Consider the following 23,759-nt stretch of genomic DNA (forward strand, 5'->3'; position numbering starts at 1 on the left):
GAAATTTCGGAAAAAATCCGTTACTTCTTGGGCGGGACCGGCTTGCCGCCGGGCAGCACCGTGGGCGGCGGGAAGCGCAGCTTGCGGATCTGCAAGGCCCGCATCGCCGCGTAGAAGCCCACGCCTCTGACGCTCTCGTCCGGGAACTTCTCCGCGACCACCTTCTTCACCTTCCAGGCCACGTAGACCGAGGTGAAGAGCACGCCGATCATCATGATCGGCCAGCCGATCGTCACCACGTAGCCCAGCACCTGGGCCCGGATGGCCATCGGCCAGGGAACCCACGTGGCGAGCAGGATGACTAGCGAGAACGGCAGGAAATACTGGCTCGGCAACCGCCGCGAGTCGACCCATTCGCGCGCGAACTTGCGCGCGGGGCCCTTGTCACGAGCGGGAAAATACCGCTCGTCACCAGCGAGCATGCCCTGACGGGCACGATCGCGCTCGGCGGCCTGCTTGGCCCGCATCTGCCGATAGGCCTCTTTGCGGTCTTTCGGCGCGGAGACGTATTGGCGCCGTTTGCCTTCGGCAACGCGGCGCTTGGGTGTGGGACGACCTTTACCCTGGGGCTTAGGATCGTCAACGGGGACGGGGGTGTCGTCCACGGAGGTCTGGGAACGGCGTCGCAACACAGCGTCAACCCTACCTGGACTGCAACTTAGTGACGCCCTCGTGCGTTATGCGTAGGGTAATCCCAAGGCGGCTGCGCTGCACGGGATAACACCAGCACGACCTAGAAGGGGACGGCCGACGCGCATGAGCGTGATGAAGAGACTTTCGATGATCTTCAAGTCCAAGGCCAACAAGGCCCTGGACAAGATGGAGGATCCGCGCGAGACCCTTGACTACTCCTATCAGCGGCAGCTGGAGCTGTTGCAGAAGGTGCGCAGGGGGGTGGCCGACGTCGCCACCTCGCGCAAGAGGGTGGAGTTGCAGATCAACGGCCTGGAGAGCCAGGCCAAGCGTTATGAGGAGCAGGGGCGCAAGGCGCTGTCCGTGGGCCGTGAGGATCTGGCCCGCGAGGCGCTGCAGCGGCGGTCCAACCTGCAGTCGCAGATGACCGACCTCAAGGTCCAGCACGACAACCTGCAGGCTGAAGAGGAGAAGCTGACCACGGCTTCGCAGCGGCTGCAGGCCAAGGTCGACTCCTTCCGCACCAAGAAGGAGACGATCAAGGCCACCTACACCGCGGCCGAGGCGCAGACGCGCATCAACGAGGCGTTCTCCGGCATCTCCGAGGAGATGGGCGACGTCGGCCTGGCGATCCAGCGCGCCGAGGACAAGACGGCGCAGATGCAGGCCCGCGCCGGCGCGATCGACGAGCTGCTGGCCAGCGGCGCGCTCGACGACTACAGCGGCACCCGCGGCGACGACATCCAGGCCGAGCTCGACCGCATGGGCGGCGGCATGGACGTCGAGCTGGAGCTGGCCAGGATGAAGGCCGAGCTCGGCCAGGGCCCGGCGCCGCAGAGTGCCATCGAGCAGGGGCAGCCGCAGCAGCAGCCTCAGCCGCAGGCCCAGCCGCAGCAGCAGGGCGGCACCCAGCAGCTGCGCCAGCCTGGGGAGGGCGCATGATCGTCAGGATCATGGGCGAGGGTCAGGTGGAGATCTCCGCCGAAGACATCTCGGTCCTCAACGAGCTGGACACCGAGCTCGAAGCGGCCATCGACGCGGGTGACGAGCAGTCGTTCCGGGTCAAGCTGCACGCGTTGCTCGACAAGGTGCGCCATGTGGGCAAGGCGCTTTCCGACGACAGCCTTGAGCCGTCAGAGCTGATCCTTCCCCCCGCGGACGCCTCGATCGAGGAAGTCCGGGAGATGCTGGGCGACCAGGGCCTGATCCCGGGCTGAGCCCGTGAGTACGCGGTTCGCGTCCGATCGCGGCCTGACCAGCCGCATGGTCGTGACGATGTTCCTGCTCGGCCTGCTCTACGTGGTGTTCGTCGGCGTCCTGATCGCTCTCGGCGTACAGGCACTGACCGTGCTGGTGCTGGCGGGCGGCCTGCTGCTGGTGCAGTACTTCCTGTCCGACCGCATCGCCCTGTTCGCGATGCACGGGCGGGAGGTCTCCCCGCAGGAGGCCCCTGAGCTGCACGGCCTGATCGACCGGCTGTGCGCCATGGCCGACATGCCCAAGCCACGGGTGGCGATCGCGGATTCCGACGTCCCCAACGCGTTCGCCACCGGCCGCAACCAGAAGAAGGCCGTCGTCTGCGTGACGACGGGCATCCTGCGCCGCCTGGAGCCGCAGGAGCTGGAGGGCGTGATCGCCCACGAGCTGTCCCATGTGGCCCACCGTGACGTGGCCGTCATGACGATCGCCTCGTTCCTCGGGATCGTGGCGGGGCTGATGACCCGCTTCGCGCTCTACACGGGGCTCGGCGGCCGCCGGTCCTCCAACGGCCAGGGCGGCGTGCCCATCGGGCTCGTGATCCTGCTGGTGTCGGTCATCGTGTACGCCGTCAGCTTCCTGCTCACCCGGGCCCTGTCGCGCTACCGCGAACTGGCCGCCGACCGGGCCGGCGCCCTGCTCACGCAGCGCCCTTCCGCCCTGGCCAGCGCGCTGACCAAGGTGAGCGGCGAGATGGCCAGGATTCCGACCAGGGACCTGCGCGAGGCGGAGCCGTTCAACGCCTTCTACTTCGCGCCCGCCCTGGCCAAGGGCCAGACGCTGGCGACCTTGTTCTCCACGCACCCGCCGCTGGAGCGCCGGCTGGAGCAGCTGGCGAACATCTCGCGGCAACTCGGAAGGGGCTGAAGCATCTCATGGGCTGGCTCGACTCGCTCCTCGGCCGGTCGAAGCCGGTCAAGCCCAACCTCGACGCGTTGTTCGCGCTGCCGTCGGCGGCCGTGACGCTGCAGGCCGCGACCGGGCTCGTCCCCACCGGTTCCGGCTCCGTGGCGTTCAGGGCCGCCGAGGGCGGCGCGTTCGCCACGCTCGAACGCGACGTCAAGGCGCTGCTCGGGGAGCGCGTCGAGGAGTCCGACGACGGCTACGGCTACACCTGGCTCCTGGTACGCCGCTCGCCCGACGCCCTCAGCGACCTGGTCACCGAGCTGCACGCCGTGAACTCGTCGCTGGAGGACGCTGGGTTCGGGCCGTCGCTGCTGTGCTCGCTGGTGTCGTTCGCCGGCCCGGACGGGGGGCGGCTGGCCGTGGTGTACCTGTACAAACGCGGCACCTTCTACCCTTTCGCCCCTACCTCCGGACAGAAGCGCGACAACGCGCTCGAACTGCAGGCCAGGGGGGCGCTGGAGGGCGAGCTGCCCTTGGAGAAGGACCTCAGCCGCTGGTTCCCCGTCTGGGGCGCCCCCGGCCTCTGACCGCGCCTTTCGCGAGAGGACTTGTCCACGCGGGGCTCGGTCCCGGTGGGTTGCCTGCCTCTGCGGGTTTCGTGCGAGGCCTCCAGCTGGGGTGCTTATGTGTGACGATCGCCCACAGTGATCTAATCATTACGTGGAGCGAAGGTTGTTCGTGTTCGCCGCGTCCGCGTTCATCGTGGCGGCGGTACTCGGCAGCGCCTGGATGACCGGCCAGTTCACCACTCCCGCCGTGGACCGGACCGACGGCTACGTCGGCGAGCTGGCCGCCCGTGACCAGCCGTGGACGCGCCTGTTCCGGGTCAGCGACGTGCTGGCCGGGCTGGCCTGCCTGCTCGGCGTGACGCTCGTGCCGAGGGTGGCGCGCGAATGGCCCGGCTGGCTGGCGCTGGCCGCCTTCGGGCTGCTCACCGTCGTGACCGGGCTTTTCCCGCTGGACTGCGCCACGGTGAGCGACCCGCTCTGCGGCCGCCAGGGGACCTCGATGGGCCACCTGATCCACCTCGCGGCGGGCGGGCTGGGCACGGCCGCCGTACTGGCCGCGATGGCGCTGCTCGGCGTGAGCTGGCGCTCGTGGGTGTCGTGGCTGTTCACCTGGCTCACCCTGGCCGCCACGGTGCTCACCGTGGCCGGTCTGGCCGGCGGACGCGGCGCCGGGCTCGCGCACCGGGCCCAGCTCACCATGATCGCGTTCTGGCTCGTGTACGTGGCCTTGCGCCTGCTCATCGCCGACGACCAGGAGGGGAACGAAGCCCTGACCCCCTCCATGAGAATCGCGCCCGGCCGCATGGGCGGCGTGGGCGGCGCCAGGGTCCGCCCGGAGGGCGCGGGAGAGGGGTTCGGCGTAGTGAGCGGGGCTGGACACCCGCTGGAGGCGGTGAGTGGGGCGGATGCCGGACGGCTCGCCGGTACGGCAGAAGAGTGGTGCCGGGCTGACACCGCAGGCGGAGGAGGTGAAGAGGGCGGGGACGGCGTCGCGGGTCGGGGTGTCGAGGCGAGTCCGGGTGGGGGCGGTGCTGGGGGTGCGGGCGTCGGGGTGGGTTTGGGTGGGGGCGGTGCTGGGGGTGCGGGCGTCGGGGTGGGTTCGGGTGGGGTGGTTGCCGGGTGTGGGAGGCAGCACGTTGTCGTGCAGGGGGAGGGGCCTGCGGTGCTGATCGCGGTGGGGGCGGCGGGGGCCTGGTTTCATTGGGATGCGGTGGCCGGTCTGCTCGTCGCCGCCGGGCATCGGGTCATCCGGTTCGACCGGCCCGGGCTCGGCCTCAGTCCGCCCTCGTCCGCGCCGCCGACCCTGTACGGCGAGGTGGCCCGGCTGGCCGCGCTGGCTCCGGCTCATCCGCAGCAGGTCACCGTCATCGCGCACGGTGTCGCCTGCTGGCATGCGGAGGCGTTCGCCCGGTTGCATCCGCTGTGCCTGGCCCGGCTCGTCCTGGTGGATCCGGCCTGCGTCACCGAACGGCCCCCGCCGGCGGCGGCCACCGGGACGGCGGGACGCTGGCTGCCCGCGCTCGGCGGGACGTGGGGTGCGACCGTCCTGGCCCGGCTGACCGGACCGGCCGCGCACCGGCTGCTCACCGGGCTGCCCGACCCGTCGGGGATCTCCCGCACCGGCACGACGATCTCCGCGATGGCGGGGGAGTGGCTGGCGCGGGGCGGCATGGCCGCTGACCTGCGCAGGCTCCGGGCCGAGAAGCCGTTCCCCGGGGCGCCGGTCGTCGTGATCAGCGCGGGCGACCCGGACGGCTGCCGGGAGCGGCTGGCGTACGAACTCGGGGGCGAGCACGTCCGCGTACCAGGCCCGGGACGCCGCATCCACCTCCACCACCCACACACCGTCGCCGACGCGGCCCTGCCTTCCGTTCACGCTCACGCTCAGCATCAGCGGCAAGTACCCCAGATGCCCCAAGCGCCCGAATTCGGTGCGGGGCCGCCCGGCAAGCCCGCCACCGGCGACGACCCTCCAGCAGGCGGCGATCAGCGAGACAGCGGCGGTCCCTGAGCCGGCAACGGCCCTCATGCGGGCGGCGGTCACTGGGACGGTGGCGGCCCTTTGGTGGGTGGGGGCGTTGAGCTGGGGGTGGGGGTGGCGTTGGGGGAATGGGTGACGGATCTGTGGGCCACCCACCAGAATGGCGGGGAAAGAGGCCATTTGTGGGGGTGCCAATGCCTGACCTGGCGGGTCTGCGGCCAGGGGATCCGGCGACGGTGGGCGCGTACGGGCTGTCGGGGCGGCTCGGCGAGGGCGGGCAGGGCATCGTCTACCTCGCCACGGCGCCGGACGGCACCAAGGTGGCGCTCAAGCTGCTGCGCGCCGACCTGGCAGGCGACGCCGAGGCGTCGGAGCGGTTCGTCCGCGAGGTGGCGATGGCGCGGCGGGTGGCGCCGTTCTGCACGGCGCAGGTCGTCGAGACCGGCCTGTACGGCGGGCGCCCGTACATCGTCAGCGAGTACATCGACGGCCCCACCCTCGCCGACGTCGTACGCCGGCAGGGCCCCCGCACCGGCACCTCCCTGCACCGGCTCGCCATCGGCACCATCACCGCGCTGGTCGCCATCCACCAGGCCGGCATCGTGCACCGCGACTTCAAGCCGTCGAACGTGCTGCTGGCCTCCGACGGTCCCCGCGTGATCGACTTCGGCATCGCCAGGGCGCTCGACCTCAGCTCGACGCTCACCGTGGCCGTGATCGGCACGCCCTCGTACATGGCTCCCGAGCAGCTCACCCAGTCGAACCCGGGGCCGCGGTCGGACATGTTCGCGTGGGCGTGCACGCTGCTGTACGCCGCCTCGGGGCAGCCGCCGTTCGGGCAGGACAGCGTGCCCGCGGTGGTCAACCGGATCATGCACACCGAGGCCGACACCGGCTCCATCGCGGATCCCGCCCTCCGCGCCCTCGTCACGGAGTGCCTGGCCAAGGACCCCGCCGGACGGCCGTCGGCGAGCGACGCCCTCATGCGCCTCCTCGGCCACGCCCCCGCCCCAGCCCCTCGGACGGCCTCCAGCGGGCAGCGGTTACCGGGCGTGCGGGGATCCGGGCTGCTCCAGGAGGGAAGCGCGGCGGCGGGCCCGCACACGCCGACGACCGGCTCGCACATGGCTGCCGGCCCGCACACGACAGCCGGCCCACAGGAGGGAGCAGGCCCGTACGCGGGGGCAGGCCCGTACGCGGGGGCGGGTTCGCAGGCGGCCCATCCGCACGTGGGAGCCGGGCCGTACGCGGCGGCCGGCCCGCACGCGCCTGGCCGGCAGGCGCGGCCCGGGCCGCACACGTGGCCCACCCGGCGCCGGCGTACCGGCTGGGTGGTCACGGCGGTCGTCTCGGGCGCGCTCACGCTGGTCGCCGCTACGGCGCTGGTGGCCGTCCGGCTCTCAGAAGGATCCGGAGGCGGCGGTACGACACCCACGTCCACGGCCGCCCAGGTCGCCACCTCCGCCCCCGCCACCACGCCCACGACGGCGCCGGCGACCCGCCCCGCCATCCGTTCGATCGCCCTGCCGGGCACGTCGGTGCGGGTCGAGGAGCGCGCCGGCGACCCCATGGAGCTCGTCTCCTACACCCTCGACAGCGGCAAGCGCCTCTACGTCAGGCAGCACGCCACCGGCGCCTTCACCGCCGACAGCCGCTACTTCGAGTACGCCCTCGACCCCAGGACCGGCCGCGCGCTCGCCACCGACGCCGACTACACCACGGACGGCTACGCCACCGTCTCGATCGTCGACCACGCCACCGGCGGCAGGCGTGCGATCAGGCTCAGCCCCAGGCCGGTCTTCCCCACCACGCCGCGCTGGTCCCCCGACGGCAAGTACGGCCTGGTCACCCTCTTCAAGGGCGCGGAGAACAACACGGTCGAGTACGGCTACGGCATCGTCGACGTCACCTACGAGAAGGGCCGCGTGTTCGAGATCAAGGAGCAGGGCGCGGGGAAGTGGCGCTTCTTCTGGGACGCCGGCGGCCAGGCGGTGGGCACGTGGGTCGGCGACCGGATGACGTTCTACGACCTCAACGGCAGGCTCGTGCGCACGCTGCGGGACGTGGGCGCGCCGGTGTGGGTGGAGGGCGACGACGTCTCGCCGACCGGTTCCCGCTTCCTGGCCCACTGCACGACGGACGCCACCACGCTGTGCGCCCGCTCCACCTCCGGCGGCGGCGCGGACGCGGTGACGATCCCGTTCGCCGCCGTCCGCCTCATCGGCTGGTGGGACGACGAGCACCTGGCCGTGTGGCGGATCAAGGACAAGGGTTACGAGGCCGTCGTCATCGACCTGAAAGGGCAGGTCTCGCGGGTGCTGGCGACGGCGGCGGAGAAGGCCGAGTTCGACAAGATGGGATTCCGCTTCGCCCGCGTGCCCGCGTAGCCTCCTGCGGCGTCCTAAGATCGGGGTGGAACCCATGCGAAGGGGCTGGGCCTCGTGGACATCACCGTGATCGGCCAGGGTTCGGTCCTGGCCACACCCGACATCCTGCGCCTGCACGCGGGCGTCGAGGTGCGCAGGACCTCCGCCGCCGAGGCGTTCGCCGCGGTGCGGGCCGCCGCCGCCCGGCTGGCCGAGGCGCTCAGGCGGGAGGGCGTCGCCCCTGACGACGTGACCACGGTGGAGCTGTCGCTGGGGCCCGAATACGCCAACTACCCGGAGGTGGCCGCGTACCGGGCCGTCCAGGGCGTCGAGGTCGTCGTCCGCGACCTGAGCAGGGCCGACCACGTCATCGACACCGTGGCGGGCGTGGGAGAGGAGGCCAGGCTCAACGGCGTGGCCTTCGAACGGTCCGACCCGGCCGGGGCGCTGGCGGAGGCGCGGGTGCGGGCGTTCAGGGACGCCGCGGCCAAGGCGGCGCAGTACGCCGAGCTGGCCGGGCGCCCGCTGGGGCGGGTGACGGAGGTGAGCGAGGACCTCTCCGCGGGGCCGCCGCGGCCGATGGCGCGGATGGCGGCGAACTTCGCGGCCGACTCCGAAGCCTCGATCAGCCCGGGCCGCCAGTCGCTCACCGTCACGGTACGCCTCGGCTACGACTTCGCCTGACCTGAGCCCAGCCGGCCACACGACGCACCGGCCCCAGGCCAGGGCCCGCGTGCGCCGGGCGAGGGCGGCGGCATCACCCCGATCCGCCGTGCGCCGGGCGAGGGCGGCGGCATCGTCCCAGGCCCGGCGCGGCGCCGTGCCCTACGGAAGGGCCAGCATGCGGTCCAGGGCGACCTTGGCCCAGTGGGTGGTGTCCTCGTCCACCGTGATCTGGTTGACGACCTCGCCCAGCACCAGCGACTCCAGCGCCCACACCAGGTGCGGCAGGTCGATCCTGTTCATCGTGGAGCAGTAGCAGACGGTCCGGTCCAGGAACGAGATGTCCTTGTCGGGGAAGGTCTGCGCCAGGCGCTTGACCAGGTTGAGCTCCGTGCCGATGGCCCAGCTCGACCCCGAGGGGGCCGCCTCCAGCGTCTTGATGATGTGCTCGGTCGAGCCCACGTGGTCGGCCTTGAGCACCACCTCGTGCCGGCACTCCGGGTGCACGAGCACGTTGACGCCGGGGATGCGCGCGCGTACGTCGTCCACCGACTCGGCGGTGAAGCGGCCGTGCACCGAGCAGTGGCCCCGCCACAGGATCATCCTGGCCCGCTCCAGCTGCTCGCGGGTCAGGCCGCCGTTGGGGCGGTGCGGGTTCCACACCACGCAGTCGTCCAGGGACATGCCCATCTCCAGCACCGCGGTGTTGCGGCCGAGATGCTGGTCGGGCAGGAACAGCACCTTCTGCCCCCGCGTGAACGCCCAGTCGAGCGCGCGGCGGGCGTTGGAGGAGGTGCAGACGGCGCCGCCGTTCCTGCCGCAGAACGCCTTGATGTCGGCGCTGGAGTTCATGTACGTGACCGGCACCACCTGGTCGGCCAGCCCGGCGTCCTCCAGCGCCTCCCAGCACTCCTCGACCTGGTCGAACGTGGCCATGTCCGCCATCGAGCAACCGGCCGCCAGGTCGGGCAGGACCACCTTCTGGCCCGCGCCCGTCAGGATGTCGGCGGACTCGGCCATGAAGTGCACGCCGCAGAAGACGATGAACTCGGCCCCGGGCCGCGCCGCCGCCTGCTGGGCCAGCTTGAACGAGTCGCCCGTCACGTCGGCGAACTGGATGACCTCGTCACGCTGGTAGTGATGGCCGAGCACGAACAGGCGGTCGCCGAGCGCCTCCTTGGCCTTGCGGGCCCGTTCCACCAGGCCGGGGTCGGAGGCCGGCGGCAGCTCGCCGGGACAGTCGACCCCCTTCTCGCTGTGCGGATCGGCGCCCCGGCCGAGCACGAAGAGCGGCAGTCCAGTCTGGGTGGCCATGGCAGTACCCCCTTATCGTCGTTATGACGATACCCATCATGACACACGGATAAATGTGGTCATTCCGGGGGATGGGGCCCCGGGAATGTGTGGCATCGCCCAGGTGTTGGTAGCGTCATTAGCAAGGACGTCGAAAACAGACAGCCGGGTTAGGGAGTCAGCAGATGACGGTTGAGAGCAGCGAGACCACGGCACAGGGCCTGATCCTGACTGACGCGGCCGCCGCCAAGGTCAAGAACCTGCTCGAACAGCAGGGCGAAGAAGGTCTGCAGCTGCGGGTCGCCGTGCAGCCGGGAGGTTGCTCCGGCCTGCGCTACCAGCTCTTCTTCGACGACCGTTCGATGGACGGCGACGTCGTGTCGGACTTCGGCGGCGTCAGCGTGGTCACCGACCGGATGAGCGCCCCCTACCTGATGGGCGCCTCCATCGACTTCGTCGACACGATCGAGAAGCAGGGCTTCACGATCGACAACCCCAACGCCACGGGCTCGTGCGCCTGTGGTGACTCGTTCAACTAGAACGGGTCGCCCGCGGCCGGCAGGTCCCGCTCGCCTTTGTGCGTGCGGGACCTTCGCGTATCCTCGTGGGGCTCATTGGCCTGCTGACAACGAGGAAGAAGAATCCCGTGCGCATCGCCGTAACCGGCTCCATCGCGACAGATCACCTGATGACCTTCCCTGGGAGCTTCGGCGACCAGCTCATCGCCGAGCAACTCGATCGGGTGTCGCTCTCTTTCCTGGTCGATGACCTCCAGATCCGCCGTGGCGGCTGCGCCGCGAACATCGCCTTCGGAATGGCCTGTCTCGGCCTCAAGCCGATCCTCGTGGGGGCGGTCGGCAACGACTTCGCCGACTACCGCTCGTGGCTGGAGCGCCATGGCGTCGAGTGCGGCTCCGTGCACGTCTCGGAGACCCAGCACACCGCCCGCTTCCTGTGCACCACGGACGAGAACCACAACCAGATCGCCTCGTTCTACACCGGCGCCATGGCCGAGGCGCGGCTCATCGAGCTGCAGCCCGTGGCCGACCGCCTGGGCAGCCTCGACCTGGTCCTGATCAGCCCCAACGACCCCGACGCCATGCTGCGTCACGCCGACGAGTGCCGCCAGCGCGGCATCCCGTTCGCCGCCGACATCTCCCAGCAGCTGGCCCGGATGGAGGACGAGCAGATCCGCCAGCTCGTCGACGGCGCCGCCTACCTGTTCAGCAACGACTACGAGAAGGGGCTCATCGAGCAGAAGACCGGCTGGTCCCACGAGGAGATCCTCGGCCGGGTCGGCGTCCGGATCACCACGCTCGGCCCCAAGGGCGCCGTCATCGACCGCCAGGGCGAGCCGTCCATCCAGGTCGCCCCCGCCCCAGAGCGGGGCAAGGCCGACCCCACCGGCGTCGGCGACGCCTTCCGCGCCGGGTTCCTGGCCGGCGTGGCCTGGGGCCTGCCGCTGGAGCGGTGCGGGCAGATCGGCAACCTGACCGCCACCCACGTGCTGGAGCGCGTGGGCGGCCAGGAGTACGAGCTCGGGCAGAAGGCGTTCCTGGACCGGTTCGGCGCCGCGTACGGCGCGGAGGCCGAGGCGGAGATCGCCCCCCACGTCCGCTGCTACCACCCCTGAGCCGGAGAACGTGAGACGGGCCGCCCCTCATGGGACGGCCCGCCACAGGACCGCCGGCCCGTCCGGCCGCCGTCAGGACGCCTGCCGAACGGCGTTTCAGCCCATGGCGTAGACGCGGTGCACGAACTCGGCGAGATCGCCGTCGGGCAGGTGCCTGGCCAGGTCCGCCTCGGTGATCATGCCGACGATGCGGCCGTTCTCCATCACCGGCAGGCGCTTGATCCGGTGCTCCTCCATCCGGGCCAGCGCCTCCTCCACGGTCGCGTCCGACGGCACCCAGACCAGCCCGACGGCCAGCTCGCCCGCCGTCACGCGGGACGGATCGTGACCGGCCGCGACACACTTCAGCACGATGTCGCGGTCGGTGATGATGCCGGTGACGCGGTCGTCCGGCCCGCAGACGGGCAGGGCGCCCACGTTGCTCTCGCGCATCATCTGCGCCGCCCGGTCAAGGGTCTCGTGCGCCGCGATGCACTCCGCGCCCGTGCTCATGACGTCGCGGGCGGTCTCGTGCGGATTTCCGCTGATCATGACTTCCCCCCGGTTGTCGATGACTCCTCAAGGGAAGGCCCTACCCGCTGTGCGGGCGTGAATCGGCTGGTGAGCGACAGGCCGGAGATTTCAGTAGTTGCGCCGCACGTGGATCGCCCAGCCGCCCTCAGGCAGCTCGTACGACCCCACGTGCCGATGCGACTTCAGCCTGCACCACGCCGGCACGTCCGTGTAGGCCGCGGGATCGTCGGCCAGCACGGCCACCACGGCGTTCAGCGGAACGTAGTTGATCTGCTCGGCGAGCATGATGATCGGGATCGGGCACTTCTTGCCGAGCGCGTCGATGGTCAAAGCCGGCTGGGTAACCTCGGTCATGCGACTCCCGCGTCCTGCCGGATCCGGCGCACCAGGTCGGGCAGCGCGGCGAGGAAGGCGTCGACCTCGTCCGCGCGGGTCCCCCTGGGCAGCGACACCCGGACATTGCCATGCGTCAGCACGCCCATCGCCTCTAGGACGTGCGATGGACGAAGCGTACTAGCGGTGCACGAACTTCCGGACGATACGGCGAAGCCCGCCTTGTCGAGCTCGGTCAGCAGCGCCTCCCCGTCGACGTACAGGCACGAGAAGGTCACGATGTGCGGGGCCCGGCCGACGGGGTCGCCGATGACCTCCACGTCGGGGACGGTCTCCTTGACCCTGGTCCTGATCCGGTCGACGAGCGCGGAGAGCCGCGCCTGCTCCCGCTCCGCCTCGGCGCGCACCGCGCGCAGGGCCGCGGCGGCCGCGACGACGGCGGGCACGTTCTCGAAGCCCGGCACCCGCCGCCGCTCCCGCTCGTCCTCCGGCAGGAACGAGCGGAACCGCGTGCCCTTCCGCACCGCCAGCACACCCACCCCGGCCGGGCCGCCCCACTTGTGGGCGCTGGCCGCCAGCACCGACCAGCCGGGCGGGATCGGCATCCGGCCCGCCGTCTGCGCCGCGTCCACCAGCAGCGGAACGCCGTGCGCGCGGCAGGCCCCGGCCGCCTCGGCCACCGGCTGGGTGGTGCCGACCTCGTGGTTGGCCGTCTGCAGGCAGGCCAGCGCCGTGCCGGGCGCGGCGACCGCCTCGGCGAAGCGCGCCAGGTCCACCCGCCCGCTCAGGTCGACGCCCACCGTCTCGACCGTGCCGCCCTCGCGTTCGTGCACCTGGCCCGCGTGCAGCACGCTGGAGTGCTCGACCGCGCTCGTCACCAGGTGGCGTCCGGCCCTGCGTCTTCCGTGTAGGGTGCCGAGCACGCCGAGATGCACGGCCTGCGTGCCCGACGCGGTGAACGACACCTCGTCAGGACGCGCGCCGAGCGCCTCGGCCACGTCCGTGCGGGCCTGTTCGAGCAGCAGGTGAGCGCGGCGGGCCGCTCCGTAGAGTCTCGCCGGATCGGCCCAGCCGGCGTCGATCGCCGCCAGCAGCGCCTCGCGCGCCTGGGGGTGGAGCGGCTCGCTGGAAGCCGCGTCGAAGTAGGCCACGGGATACATCGTCCCACTTCCGGCGCCATCGAGGGGTCGAGAGGTAGGGCGAGGCACCCGCACGCTAATGTGTCTGCTTGTCAGTCTGTGCTTGATGCAGAAAACAGCAATACGAGCGCCCAAGGGAGAGACTCTTGGGCTTCATCTGTGGGGTAGGCGATCCGTGAGTCCGACTCGCCGTACGACGCGGCGTTCGTTGGCCCGGCGCAGGGTGCCACGAGCCGCCGCTTTGGCGTTGCTGCTGGCCACTGCTACGGCGTGTGCTAATGACGTCCCCGAGGCCAACTGGTCTCGCGGCCTTCTTCCTGACCACATCACCGAAGAGGCCGGTGTGGTGCAGAGCCTGTGGAACGGGGCCTGGATCGCCGCACTCGCCACGGGCGCGGTCGTCATCGTGCTGATCCTGTGGGCGTCGTTCTTCCATCGCAAGCGCAGGGCCAAGGCCGAGCTGCCGCCGCAGGTGCGTTACAACCTGCCGATCGAGATGCTCTACACCCTGATCCCGCTGGTCATGGTGTCGGTGTTCTTCTTCTTCACCGCCCGCGACAGCGAGGTGCTGTCCAAGGTCGACGGCGACGCCACGGTCAAGGTCAAGGTCGAGGCGTACCAGTGGAGCTGGCGCTTCACCACGACCGTCAACGGCAAGACGCTGCCGCCGGTCGCGGGTGTGCCGGTGAACGACTTCCACCAGGGCCCGCAGCTGGTCCTGCCGACGAAGACGAAGGTCGAGTTCGACCTGTCGACCGACGACGTCATCCACTCGTTCTGGGTGCCGGAGTTCCTGTTCAAGCGTGACGTGATCCCCGGCATCCCCGAGGACAACCCCGGCCGCAAGTTCCAGATCAACACGCTCGACAGGACCGGCGTCTTCGCCGGCCGCTGCGCCGAGCTCTGCGGCGTCGACCACAGCCGGATGCTCTTCTCGGTGAAGCTCGTAGACAAGCCGGACTGGGACCAGTACCTCGCGACCCAACAGGCTGGGAGTGCCCAGTGACCGCCATCCACGAACCACTGACGACAGCGCCGGTCAGGCCCATCACCAAGGGCCAGATCATCGCCAAGTGGATGTCCTCGACTGATCACAAGATCATCGGGCACATGTACCTGATCACGTCGTTCGCCTTCTTCCTGATCGGCGGCGTCATGGCGCTGATCATGCGGGCCGAGCTGGCGCAGCCCGGCCTGCAGATCACCAGCAACGAGCAGTTCAACCAGCTGTTCACCATGCACGGCACGATCATGCTGCTGATGTTCGCGACGCCGCTGTTCGCCGGCTTCGCCAACGAGCTGATGCCGCTGCAGATCGGCGCCCCCGACGTGGCGTTCCCGCGCCTCAACATGGTCAGCTACTGGCTCTACCTGTTCGGCAGCCTCATCGCCGTGTCGGGCTTCTTCACCCCGGGCGGCGCGGCCTCGTTCGGCTGGTTCGCCTACACGCCGCTGTCCAACGCGATCAACTCGCCCGGCATCGGCGGCGACCTGTGGATCATGGGTCTGGCGCTGTCCGGCCTCGGCACGATCCTCGGCGCGGTGAACTTCATCACCACCATCATCTGCATGCGCGCGCCCGGCATGACCATGTTCCGGATGCCGATCTTCACCTGGAACATCCTGCTGACCAGCATGCTCGTGCTGATGGCCTTCCCGGTGCTGGCCGCCGCGCTGCTGGCGCTGGAGTCGGACCGGAAACTGGGCACCCACATCTTCACCTCGGAGAACGGCGGGGCGCTGCTCTGGCAGCACCTGTTCTGGTTCTTCGGCCATCCCGAGGTGTACATCATCGCGCTGCCGTTCTTCGGCATCGTCACCGAGGTCCTGCCGGTCTTCAGCCGTAAGCCGATCTTCGGTTACATCAGCCTCGTGGCCGCGACGATCTCGATCGCGGGCCTGTCCATCACGGTCTGGGCGCACCACATGTTCCCGACCGGGCAGGTGCTGCTGCCGTTCTTCTCGTTCATGACGTTCCTCATCGCGGTGCCGACGGGCGTGAAGTTCTTCAACTGGATCGGCACGATGTGGCGAGGCCATCTGAGCTTCGAGTCGCCGATGCTCTTCTCGGTCGGCTTCCTCATCACGTTCCTCCTGGGCGGCCTGACGGGCGTCATCCTGGCCTCGCCGCCGCTCGACTTCCACATCAGCGACACCTACTTCGTCGTCGCCCACTTCCACTACGTGGTCTTCGGCACCGTCGTGTTCGCCATGTTCGCCGGGTTCTACTTCTGGTGGCCCAAGTTCACCGGCAAGATGCTCGACGACAAGCTCGGCAAGCTGCACTTCTGGCTGCTGTTCATCGGCTTCCACCTGACGTTCCTGATCCAGCACTGGCTCGGCATGCTGGGCTTCCCGCGGCGCTACGCCGACTACAGCCCGGCCGACGGCTTCACCGACCTCAACCTGCTGTCCTCGGTGGGCGCGTTCGTGCTGGGCGCCTCGACGCTGCCGTTCTTCTACAACGTCTGGAAGACCTGGCGCAGCGCGCCCAAGGTCACCGTGGACGACCCGTGGGGCTACGGCGGCTCGCTCGAATGGGCGACCTCCTGCCCGCCGCCGCGGCACAACTTCACCTCGCTGCCGCGGATCCGGTCCGAGCGCCCCGCGTTCGACCTGCACTACCCGCACGCGTCCGCCAAGTCCACCCAGGAGGTCGAGGGCTGATGAAGGTCCAGGGTTGGCTCTTCCTGCTGTGCGGCGTCTTCTTCGCCGGCGTCGACATCGCCTACTGGTTCTGGACCAAGGCGGCGACGGGCCACGGTGAGCCGGTCGGCACCACGGCCATGGCCATCTCGGTCGGCTTCGCGTTCATGGTGGGCTACTACCTGATGTTCACCGCGCGGCGGATCGGCGCGCAGCCGGAGGACGACAAGCAGGCCGAGATCAGCGACGGCGCGGGCGAGATCGGCTTCTTCAGCCCGAGCAGCTGGTGGCCGCTGTTCCTCTGCCTGGCGGCGGCCTTCGCCTTCGCCGGGTTCGTGATCGGCTTCTGGATGTTCCTGATCGGCGTCTTCCTGATCATCATGGCCATGATCGGATTCGTCTTCCAGTACTACCGGGGCCACTTCTCGCACTGAGGCACCACACCTGGAGCGGGCGTCTTCCTCTTGAGGAGGGACGCCCGCTTTTTGGTGTTCTTTACCAGTGTACGGATGTGGTGAATCAATTACTCAGGGTAATAAAGGAGGCGGAAGGGGTTCGATCTCGGGCGAGGGAGTACTTCGTGGGGCGAGGAGCGTATGGATCGGCCGGCTTGCTGGCCTTGGCGCTGCTGGCGGCGTGCTCGGCGCAGAGCCCGGTGCAGGACCCTCAGGGGGCCGCCATGGCCGGAGGGGCGCCCGGCGCCTCTGTGGGGTTCTCTCCGGCCGACAAGACGGCGAACGTGCCCACGGACCAGCCCGTGGTCGTCTCGGTCCAGGGAGGCACGCTGAAGAGCGTGCGGGTGGACGGGGGCAAGGCAGGGGTCCTCAAGGGCGTCCTCAGCGCCGACGGCACCCGGTGGCGCAGCCTCGGCACCGCCAGGCCCGGCACCTCGTACACGGTGACCGCCGTCTCCGCCGACGCGGCGGGCAAGCGGAGCGAGACCCGCAGCGGGTTCAGCACGGTCAAGGGCGGCAAGACGTTCGACATCGCCACCATCACCCCGAACAAGGACGACACCGGTCTGACGGTCGGCGTCGGCATGCCCGTCATGATCGCCTTCGACCAGCCCGTCACCGACCGGGTGGCCGTCGAGCGCAACCTCAGCGTGCACAGCTCCAAGCCGGTCGAGGGGGCCTGGCACTGGTTCGACGACCAGCACGTGGACTTCCGGCCGCGGAAATACTGGCCGGCGCACACGAAGGTGCGGGTGGAGGCCAGGCTGGCCGGCGTGCGCGGCGGCCCCGGCATGTACGGCAAGCGCGACGTGAAGCTCGACTTCAAGATCGGCCGCTCGCAGATCACCAAGGGCAGCACCAACGAGCACGTCCTGATCGTCCGGCGGGACGGCAAGCGGATCCGCAGCATGCCGATGAGCGCCGGGCAGGGCGGCCAGTGGAAGTACCACACGACCTCGGGCGTGCACCTGGCCATGTCGCGCGAGCCCGTGACCGTGATGACCTCGCCGGGGATCGGCCCCGGCTCGGCCGGCTACTACCGGCTGACCGTCTACAACACCGTGCGCATCTCCAACAGCGGCGAGTACGTGCACAGCGCGCCCTGGTCGGTCGGCTCGCAGGGCAACTCGAACGTCAGCCACGGCTGCGTGAACGTCAGCCCGGCCAACGCGGCCTGGTTCATCAAGAACACGCTGATCGGCGACCCGATCATCATCACGGGCACGCCGCGCAAGCTGGAGCCCACCAACGGGTGGGGGCACTGGCAGGAGAACTGGAAGGAGTGGCTCAAGTGGAGCGCGCTCAAGGACGGCCCCACCAACCTGCTCGACCGCTGACCGCCGCCCGGCCGGGCTACTACGGAGTGTAGGAGGCGGCGGTCTAGGCGGGGCGGAAGGAGCCGCTGGCCTCGATCCAGCGGTCCAGCACGGCCGCCGCGCCGCCGGAGTCGACCGCCTGCACCGCGCGGGCGTAGGCGTCGATCATGGCCGAGTCGAGGTCGTCGCCGGGCCCGTCGAGCGCCACCAGGGCCGCCGCCGCGTTGAGCAGCACCGCGTCGCGCACCGGCCCCGTCTTGCCGCGGACGAGGTCGTGCACCGCCTGCGCGTTGAACGCCACGTCGCCGCCGCGCAGCGCGCCCACGTCGGCGCGCGGGATGCCGAGCACCGCGGGGTCGAACGTGGTCTGCGTCGCCGTGCCGTCCTTGACCACCCAGACCGTCGAGGTGGCGGCGATGGTGAGCTCGTCGAGGCCGTCGTCGCCGCGGAAGACCAGGGCCGAGACCCCGCGCTCGGCGAAGACGCCCGCGAGCACCGGCAGCATGCCCGCGTCGTAGACGCCGATGGCCTGGGCCGACGGGCGGGCCGGGTTGGTCAGCGGGCCGAGGAAGTTGAAGACCGTGGGGACGCCGATCTCCTTGCGGGTCGGCCCGGCGAAGCGCAGCGCGGGGTGGTAGACCGGCGCGAAGCAGAACGCGATGCCGGCCTGGCGGGCCACCTGCGCCGTCTGCTCGGGCGTGAGGTCGAGCCGGATGCCCAGGTGCTCGAGGACGTCGGCGGCGCCGCAGGAGGACGAGGCGGCCCGGTTGCCGTGCTTGACCACGCGCGCGCCCGCGGCGGCGGCCACGACGGCGGCCATGGTGGAGACGTTGACGGTGTGGGCCCGGTCGCCGCCGGTGCCGACGACGTCCACCACGGGGCCCTCGACGCTCAGCGGCGTGGCCAGGTCGAGCATGGTGCGGGCCAGGCCCACCACCTCGGCCACGGTCTCGCCCTTGGCGCGCAGCGCGATCACGAAGCCGGCGATCTGGGACGGCGTCGCGGCGCCGGACATGATCTCCCGCATCGCCCAGGCCGACTCGTCGGAGGTGAGGTGCTCTCCGGACAGGAGAGCGGACAGCAGCGTGGGCCAGGTCGTCCGGGAGTCCATGGGCACCTACTTGGCGTTGAGTCGGGTGGCGGAACGACGGCGCATGAGGTCGGCCACGGCGTCGGCCAGGACCATCGGCTCCAGCGGCTGCGGCACGACGGCGTCGGCCTTGGACCACTCGGCGAGCCAGCGGTCGTCGCGCCTGGCGATGATCAGGCAGATGGGCGGGCAGTCGTAGACCTCGTCCTTGGCCTGGCGGGCGACGCCCATGCCGCCGGCCGGCTGCGTCTCGCCGTCGAGGATCGCCACGTCGATCTCACCGGAGGCCAGCCACTGGTGCACCTTGGGCTCGGTGGCGCACTCCACGATCTCCACGAGCGGTACGTCGGCCGCGGGACGTCTGCCGATGGCCTGGCTCACCTCGGCCCGGGTGGCGGCGTCGTCGCTGTAGACGAGAATTTTCATCTTCTCGTCGGTGCTCCCTGTGGACATCGGTCGCGCTCACTATCAGTCGAAGAGGTAGGGTCACCTGGATCGTACCGGTGCGACGGGGTGCGGACCCAGGCCACCATGCCTGCTGGGCGTTTTGTTCCAATTATCCCAGGTTGGCAGGCGGTTTGTACCTGCTAACGGGGGGTCGTGCGACCGACCGACCACCGGAGCCGCAATAATGCTGCCCGTGGCGACAGCATCCGCAATAACTTCGACGACGACAGCACAGTCGTACCGCAGACCGAACCTGGTCAGCGTCGGTACGATCGTCTGGCTGTCCTCTGAGCTCATGTTCTTCGCGGCGCTGTTCGCGATGTACTTCACCATCCGGTCGGTGAGCGAGGGCAAAGGCATCGAGTGGGGACCAGCGTTCCTGCAGGCCGGCGCCGACGCCTCTGAGGCAGCTCACCTGAACATCCCGTTCGCGACGGTCAACACGATCATCCTGGTTCTGTCGAGTGTGACGTGCCAGCTCGGCGTGTGGGCCGCTGAGAAGGGGCAGGTCGGCAAGCTCCGCTTCTGGTACATCATCAGCTTCCTCATGGGCGCCGTCTTCGTCGGTGGGCAGCTGTACGAGTACATGGAGCTGGCGTCAGAGGGCGCGACCCTGTCCGCTAACGCTTACACCTCGGTGTTCTACCTGACGACGGGCTTCCACGGCCTGCACGTGACCGGTGGCCTGATCGCGTTCCTGTTCATGCTGGGACGCACGTACGCCGCGAAGCGCTTCACGCATGAGCAGGCCACCAGCGCGATCGTCGTGTCCTACTACTGGCACTTCGTCGACGTCGTCTGGATCGGTCTTTTCGCGACCATTTACATCATTCGTTAAGGAACGGGATCTCTGTGACTAGGATCACCGCTTGGCGGCGGCATCCCCTCGCGAGATACGCCGTCCTGATTTTGGCGTTGGCGCTGGTCGGGATGGTATACGCCGCCTTTGTCCAGGTGGGTAAGCCTGCCGACGCGGCACTGGCGGCGGGCAAGGTCGATGACGTGGCCGAGGGCAAGAGCCTGTTCATCCAGCACTGTGGCAGCTGCCACGGCATGAGCGCGCAGGGCACCGGCACGGCGCCCACGCTCATCGGCGTCGGCGCCGCCGCGGTCGACTTCCAGATGAGCACCGGGCGCATGCCGGCCGCCGCCCCAGGGCCGCAGGCGCCGCGCAAGCCTCCGGCGAACTGGGTCAACGAGACGACCACCCGCCAGATCGCGGCGTACGTGCAGTCGCTCGGCGGCGGCCCGCAGGTGCCCGGCCACGAGCAGGTCGACCCGGCCATGGGCGACGCCGGCAAGGGCGGCGAGCTGTTCCGCGCCAACTGCATCCAGTGTCACAACTGGGCCGGCGCGGGTGGCGCCCTGACGCAGGGCAAGTACGCCCCCAACCTCAACTCGTCGACCCCGACGCAGATCTACGAGGCGATGATCACCGGCCCGCAGGCCATGCCGGTCTTCAACGACACGACGATCACGCCGGAAGAGAAGCGCAGCATGATCGCGTACATCACCCAGGTTCGCGAGCAGCGGGACCCCGGAGGTTTCGGCCTCGGGCGTATTGGCCCGGTCACCGAAGGTCTCGTAGCGTTCGTAGTGGGCATCGCCGCCCTCGTACTTGCCGCCATCTGGATCACCGCGAAGAAGCGACAGAAGTCATGACAGACAACGAGCACGAGATCGAGCAGGCCGACGAGCGCGTACCCAAGCGCGTCATCGGCACCCCCGCGCCGGGCACCTCGATGCTCGGCGCCGCGGAGGCGCCCGAGGCCGCCGAGGAGGACGTCCCCGGCGTCACGCTGCAGGACGAGGCCAAGGCGCGCAAGGCCGAGAGGATCGTGGCGCTCTGCTTCACGATCACGTTCCTGGCCTCCATCGCGTTCATCGTCTCCTACGTCTACTTCCAGGTGGGCAGCCCCGAGGCGACCGGCACCTCCAACCTCGCCCTGGGCAGCTCGCTCACCATCGCGATCCTGGGCCTGGCGGTCGGCATCGTGATCTGGGTCCGCCAGATCATGCCGAAGTACTCGCTGGTCCAGGAGCGCCACCCGATGGCCTCCGCCGAGGAGGACCGCGAGGTCGTCGGCGAGACGTTCCTGCGCGGGGCCAACGAGAGCGGCTTCGTCAAGCGCAAGCTGCTGCGCCGCACGCTGCTGCTGGCCGCCGCGCCGCTCGGCCTGGTCCCGCTGGTGCTCCTGCGCGACCTGGACAACAGCAAGATGCCGGGCGCGAAGTTCAACTCGATGCTGCGCCACACGGTCTGGGGTGAGAAGACCAAGGAGGGCAAGCCGCTCAGGCTCGTCGTCGAGGGCACCGGCCAGCCCATCAGGGCCGCCGACTTCAACTCGCCCGGCGGCATCCTGTCGGTCGTCCCCGAGGGCTACCAGCACGACCTCAACGCCCTGGCCAAGGCCACGCTGATCCTGATCAAGTTCCGCCCGGAGGAGATCAAGAGCGGCGTCCGGCAGAACTGGACGCACGACGGCATCGTGGCGTACTCGAAGATCTGCACCCACGTGGGCTGCCCCGCGGCCCTGTACGAGCAGAACACCCACCACATCCTGTGCCCCTGCCACCAGTCGACGTTCGACGCCGCCGACGGCGCCAAGGTCATCTTCGGCCCGGCCGCCCGGCCGCTGCCGCAGCTGCCGATCACCGTCGACGCCGAGGGCTACCTCATCGCCCAGGGCGACTTCGAGGTGCCGGTGGGTCCCAGCTACTGGGAACGCGGTGACGCCGAGGCCGAGGTCAGGGAGAAGGGAGGCCAGGCATGAGCGACGAGCTGAAGGCAACGCCGAAGGCCATCGCCGGGCCGTCGAACTTCCTCGACGAGCGTCTCGGCGGGGCGAGCTTCCTCAAGCGCAACATGCGCAAGATCTTCCCCGACCACTGGTCGTTCCTGCTCGGTGAGATCGCCCTCTACTCCTTCATCATCCTGCTGCTGACCGGCACGTTCCTGACGCTCTGGTTCAAGCCCAGCATGGGTGAGGTGCCCTACGACGGCTCGTACGCGCCGCTCAGGGGCGTCATGATGTCCGAGGCCTACGCGTCGTCGCTGGAGATCAGCTTCGACGTCCGGGGTGGTCTGCTCATGCGGCAGATGCACCACTGGGCGGCCCTGCTCTTCGTGGCCGGCATGATGGTGCACGCGCTGCGCGTGTTCTTCACCGGCGCCTACCGCAAGCCGCGCGAGATCAACTGGATCATCGGCGTGCTGCTGCTGACGCTGGCGCTGGCCGAGGGCCTGACCGGCTACTCCCTGCCCGACGACCTGCTCTCCGGCGCGGGTCTGCGGATCACCGAGGGCGTGGCGATCTCGCTGCCGCTGGTCGGCACGTACATCACGTTCTTCCTGTTCGGCGGCGAATATCCGGGTGAGGATGTCGTCTCCCGGTTCTACTCGCTGCACATCCTGCTCATCCCCGGCATCATCCTGGCGCTGGTCACGGCGCACATGGTGCTCATGTGGGTGCAGAAGCACACGCAGATGCCGGGCAAGGGCCGCGACAACGCGAACGTGGTGGGCGCGCCGTTCTACCCGGCCTTCATGGCCAAGGCGGGCGCGTACTTCCTGTTCACGCTGGCGGTGGTGGCCGGGCTGGCGACCTTCACCCAGATCAACCCGATCTGGCTGTTCGGCCCCTACACGCCCGCCGACGTGTCGGCCGGCTCGCAGCCCGACTTCTACATGGGCTTCCTCGAAGGCGCGCTGCGCATCATGCCGCCGTGGGAGATCAACCTCTTCGGCACCTCCCACGCGGGCACGCTGCCGCTGAGCGTCATCATCCCGGCGCTGGTGCCGATGGGCATCATCATGACGGGCCTGGCGCTCTACCCGTTCCTCGAACGCTGGGTGACCGGCGACCACCGCGAGCACCACGTCGCGGACCGCCCCCGTAACAACCCGCACCGCACCTCGATCGGCATGTCGGCGATCACGTTCTACGGTGTGCTGTGGCTGCTGGGCGCCAACGACGAGATCGCGGCGAACTTCCACATCAGCCTCAACTGGACGACGTACGCCGGCCGGGTGCTGATCTTCGTCGCGCCGGCGCTGGCGTACGTGATCACCTACCGCATGTGCCTCGGCCTGCAGCGTTCCGACCAGGCGATCATCTCGCACGGTGTGGAGTCCGGCGTGATCAAGCGGCTGCCGCACGGTGAGTTCATCGAGGTCCACACGCCGCCGGCGGAGGACATCGAGGCCCACATGCGCGGCAAGACGCCGGTGCTGATGCTGCCGGTGGCCGAGGATCCCGCGGGCATCCCGCCCAAGGGCATGCGCGGGCCGCTCGGCAAGCTGCGCGCGCTCATGTCGAAGGCGTACGGCGGGGAGAAGATCCCGCTGGACGACGGGCACGGGCACGGCGACGGGCATGGCGACGGGCACGGGCACGACGAGGACGAGCACGCCGCGATCGGTTCCGGCAACGGCTCCGCCGGCGACGACCGCAGCATCACTCACTGACACCTGACGCCACACACCGGACGGGCCCGGACGAGTTCTCTCGTCCGGGCCCGTCCGGCGTTCGCGGGGCGTCTGCTTCGAGCGGCCGAAGCAGGCGCACAGGGTGGCTGC

24 protein-coding genes are annotated in these 23,759 nt (G+C 69.8%); 17 read left to right on the plus strand and 7 right to left on the minus strand.

Features of this window, described 5'->3' with window-relative positions; genetic code table 11:
• Positions 1-20: 20 nt before the first annotated feature.
• Positions 21-605 (minus strand): DUF3043 domain-containing protein, encoded by a 585-nt coding sequence (locus tag B0I32_RS22730; protein ID WP_245955962.1) that lies wholly within the window; start codon positions 603-605, stop codon positions 21-23.
• A gap of 151 nt (positions 606-756) precedes the next feature.
• Here B0I32_RS22730 and B0I32_RS22735 point away from each other — a divergent pair, with 151 nt between their 5' ends.
• From B0I32_RS22735 to B0I32_RS22765, 7 genes are all read left to right on the plus strand, one after another.
• The gene (locus B0I32_RS22735; protein WP_181307660.1) at positions 757-1,575 is read left to right on the plus strand and encodes a PspA/IM30 family protein; all 819 of its coding nucleotides are present in this window, start codon (positions 757-759) and stop codon (positions 1,573-1,575) included.
• Complete coding sequence (pspAA, locus tag B0I32_RS22740) at positions 1,572-1,850, plus strand: PspA-associated protein PspAA (RefSeq protein WP_106242669.1); 279 nt, start codon at positions 1,572-1,574, stop codon at positions 1,848-1,850. The genes B0I32_RS22735 and pspAA overlap by 4 nt, the downstream gene beginning before the upstream one ends.
• A 46-nt stretch (positions 1,851-1,896) precedes the next feature.
• The gene (gene htpX / locus B0I32_RS22745; RefSeq protein WP_245955973.1) at positions 1,897-2,757 is read left to right on the plus strand and encodes a zinc metalloprotease HtpX; all 861 of its coding nucleotides are present in this window, start codon (positions 1,897-1,899) and stop codon (positions 2,755-2,757) included.
• A gap of 8 nt (positions 2,758-2,765) precedes the next feature.
• Positions 2,766-3,323 carry a PspA-associated protein PspAB gene (gene pspAB, locus B0I32_RS22750; protein WP_106242673.1) on the plus strand — a complete coding sequence of 186 codons (558 nt, stop codon included), beginning with the start codon at positions 2,766-2,768 and terminating at the stop codon, positions 3,321-3,323.
• A 133-nt stretch (positions 3,324-3,456) separates the two neighbouring features.
• Entirely contained in the window at positions 3,457-5,316 is a 1,860-nt protein-coding gene (locus B0I32_RS61010) for an alpha/beta fold hydrolase (RefSeq protein ID WP_146178276.1), read from the plus strand.
• A gap of 164 nt (positions 5,317-5,480) precedes the next feature.
• On the plus strand, positions 5,481-7,673 hold the full coding sequence (locus B0I32_RS22760; protein WP_181307662.1) for a serine/threonine protein kinase: 2,193 nt from the start codon (positions 5,481-5,483) through the stop codon (positions 7,671-7,673).
• Between the two features lie 54 nt (positions 7,674-7,727).
• Positions 7,728-8,336, plus strand: a complete 609-nt coding sequence (locus B0I32_RS22765) for an SIMPL domain-containing protein (protein ID WP_106242682.1) — start codon at positions 7,728-7,730, stop codon at positions 8,334-8,336.
• A gap of 141 nt (positions 8,337-8,477) precedes the next feature.
• Here B0I32_RS22765 and nadA read toward each other — a convergent pair whose 3' ends face one another.
• Positions 8,478-9,629, minus strand: coding sequence for a quinolinate synthase NadA (gene nadA, locus B0I32_RS22770; protein WP_106242684.1), 1,152 nt, complete (start codon positions 9,627-9,629; stop codon positions 8,478-8,480).
• 164 nt (positions 9,630-9,793) lie between these two features.
• Between nadA and erpA the strand changes: the two genes are divergently transcribed.
• Together erpA and B0I32_RS22780 are read left to right on the plus strand one after the other, a co-directional pair.
• Positions 9,794-10,147: an iron-sulfur cluster insertion protein ErpA gene (gene erpA, locus B0I32_RS22775; protein WP_106242686.1), complete on the plus strand. Its 354-nt coding sequence runs from the start codon at positions 9,794-9,796 to the stop codon at positions 10,145-10,147.
• A 107-nt stretch (positions 10,148-10,254) separates the two neighbouring features.
• Positions 10,255-11,241, plus strand: coding sequence for a carbohydrate kinase family protein (locus B0I32_RS22780; protein ID WP_106242688.1), 987 nt, complete (start codon positions 10,255-10,257; stop codon positions 11,239-11,241).
• A 96-nt stretch (positions 11,242-11,337) separates the two neighbouring features.
• On the opposite strand, the gene B0I32_RS22785 is transcribed toward B0I32_RS22780, so the two are convergent.
• The 3 genes from B0I32_RS22785 to B0I32_RS22795 all read right to left on the minus strand — a co-directional run bounded on the left by B0I32_RS22785 (position 11,338) and on the right by B0I32_RS22795 (position 13,247).
• Complete coding sequence (locus B0I32_RS22785; RefSeq protein ID WP_106242691.1) at positions 11,338-11,772, minus strand: CBS domain-containing protein; 435 nt, start codon at positions 11,770-11,772, stop codon at positions 11,338-11,340.
• 90 nt (positions 11,773-11,862) lie between these two features.
• Entirely contained in the window at positions 11,863-12,108 is a 246-nt protein-coding gene (locus B0I32_RS22790) for a sulfurtransferase TusA family protein (protein WP_043638353.1), read from the minus strand.
• Positions 12,105-13,247 (minus strand): cysteine desulfurase family protein, encoded by a 1,143-nt coding sequence (locus B0I32_RS22795; protein WP_219911963.1) that lies wholly within the window; start codon positions 13,245-13,247, stop codon positions 12,105-12,107. The genes B0I32_RS22790 and B0I32_RS22795 overlap by 4 nt, the downstream gene beginning before the upstream one ends.
• A 202-nt stretch (positions 13,248-13,449) precedes the next feature.
• Here B0I32_RS22795 and ctaC point away from each other — a divergent pair, with 202 nt between their 5' ends.
• The 4 genes from ctaC to B0I32_RS22815 all read left to right on the plus strand — a co-directional run bounded on the left by ctaC (position 13,450) and on the right by B0I32_RS22815 (position 17,664).
• A complete protein-coding gene (gene ctaC, locus B0I32_RS22800; RefSeq protein ID WP_435831804.1) occupies positions 13,450-14,232 on the plus strand; it encodes an aa3-type cytochrome oxidase subunit II in 783 nt (260 codons plus the stop codon).
• A complete protein-coding gene (gene ctaD, locus B0I32_RS22805; RefSeq protein WP_106242695.1) occupies positions 14,229-15,893 on the plus strand; it encodes an aa3-type cytochrome oxidase subunit I in 1,665 nt (554 codons plus the stop codon). The genes ctaC and ctaD overlap by 4 nt, the downstream gene beginning before the upstream one ends.
• Positions 15,893-16,306: a cytochrome c oxidase subunit 4 gene (locus B0I32_RS22810; RefSeq protein WP_106242697.1), complete on the plus strand. Its 414-nt coding sequence runs from the start codon at positions 15,893-15,895 to the stop codon at positions 16,304-16,306. Before ctaD ends, B0I32_RS22810 begins: the two co-directional genes overlap by 1 nt.
• A 176-nt stretch (positions 16,307-16,482) precedes the next feature.
• Positions 16,483-17,664, plus strand: coding sequence for a L,D-transpeptidase (locus B0I32_RS22815; RefSeq protein ID WP_245955964.1), 1,182 nt, complete (start codon positions 16,483-16,485; stop codon positions 17,662-17,664).
• A 43-nt stretch (positions 17,665-17,707) separates the two neighbouring features.
• Here B0I32_RS22815 and trpD read toward each other — a convergent pair whose 3' ends face one another.
• Both trpD and B0I32_RS22825 read right to left on the minus strand, forming a co-directional pair.
• Positions 17,708-18,754 (minus strand): anthranilate phosphoribosyltransferase, encoded by a 1,047-nt coding sequence (trpD, locus tag B0I32_RS22820; protein WP_106242702.1) that lies wholly within the window; start codon positions 18,752-18,754, stop codon positions 17,708-17,710.
• A 6-nt stretch (positions 18,755-18,760) separates the two neighbouring features.
• Positions 18,761-19,186, minus strand: a complete 426-nt coding sequence (locus B0I32_RS22825) for a response regulator (protein ID WP_106242703.1) — start codon at positions 19,184-19,186, stop codon at positions 18,761-18,763.
• A gap of 178 nt (positions 19,187-19,364) precedes the next feature.
• Between B0I32_RS22825 and ctaE the strand changes: the two genes are divergently transcribed.
• Genes ctaE through qcrB form a run of 4 tightly spaced genes read left to right on the plus strand, consistent with a single transcriptional unit; the run spans position 19,365 to position 23,648 of the window.
• A complete protein-coding gene (gene ctaE, locus B0I32_RS22830) occupies positions 19,365-20,018 on the plus strand; it encodes an aa3-type cytochrome oxidase subunit III (protein ID WP_106242705.1) in 654 nt (217 codons plus the stop codon).
• A gap of 14 nt (positions 20,019-20,032) precedes the next feature.
• On the plus strand, positions 20,033-20,842 hold the full coding sequence (gene qcrC, locus B0I32_RS22835) for a cytochrome bc1 complex diheme cytochrome c subunit (RefSeq protein WP_106242707.1): 810 nt from the start codon (positions 20,033-20,035) through the stop codon (positions 20,840-20,842).
• A complete protein-coding gene (qcrA, locus tag B0I32_RS22840) occupies positions 20,839-21,954 on the plus strand; it encodes a cytochrome bc1 complex Rieske iron-sulfur subunit (RefSeq protein WP_106242709.1) in 1,116 nt (371 codons plus the stop codon). Before qcrC ends, qcrA begins: the two co-directional genes overlap by 4 nt.
• Positions 21,951-23,648 carry a cytochrome bc1 complex cytochrome b subunit gene (gene qcrB, locus B0I32_RS22845; RefSeq protein ID WP_106242711.1) on the plus strand — a complete coding sequence of 566 codons (1,698 nt, stop codon included), beginning with the start codon at positions 21,951-21,953 and terminating at the stop codon, positions 23,646-23,648. The genes qcrA and qcrB overlap by 4 nt, the downstream gene beginning before the upstream one ends.
• Positions 23,649-23,759: the final 111 nt, after the last annotated feature.

Source organism: Nonomuraea fuscirosea (assembly GCF_003001935.1).
In the GTDB taxonomy this organism is placed as follows: Bacteria; Actinomycetota; Actinomycetes; order Streptosporangiales; family Streptosporangiaceae; genus Nonomuraea; species Nonomuraea fuscirosea.